Genomic DNA, 417 nt, shown 5'->3' on the forward strand with positions numbered 1-417 from the left:
GACTGCGGCGGAGACTTGTGAAGTGACACGAAAGTTGCCAGCCCGAACCCGACTAAATAAGGGTGTGAGCAGTTGCGATCAGACTTGAATGACTGGAGCCCAAACGGAAAAGAGCGGCTTTAGCCGATCGTTCCGATTGGGTGAAGTCACTGCAAGTCTGCAACTGCGAACCCGACTACACAGGGTGTGAAGGCTAGCGGGAGAAATAGACCTCTTCACCAAAAGCCAGAGAAGTCTAAAAGACTTCGGCGGCTTTTGATGAAGAGGAGCTATTTCTGCTAGCCTGAACCCGACTAGACAAGGGTGTGAGAGCGCACGGGTAGAAGTGGACCTCTGGAGCAAAAGACTAGAGAAGGCTGGAAGCCTTCGAAAGACTTTTGTGAAGAGAAGCCACTTCTGTGCGCTCGAACCCGACTA

The organism is Aerococcus sp. HMSC23C02 (assembly GCF_001806805.1).
In the GTDB taxonomy this organism is placed as follows: Bacteria; Bacillota; Bacilli; order Lactobacillales; family Aerococcaceae; genus Aerococcus; species Aerococcus sanguinicola.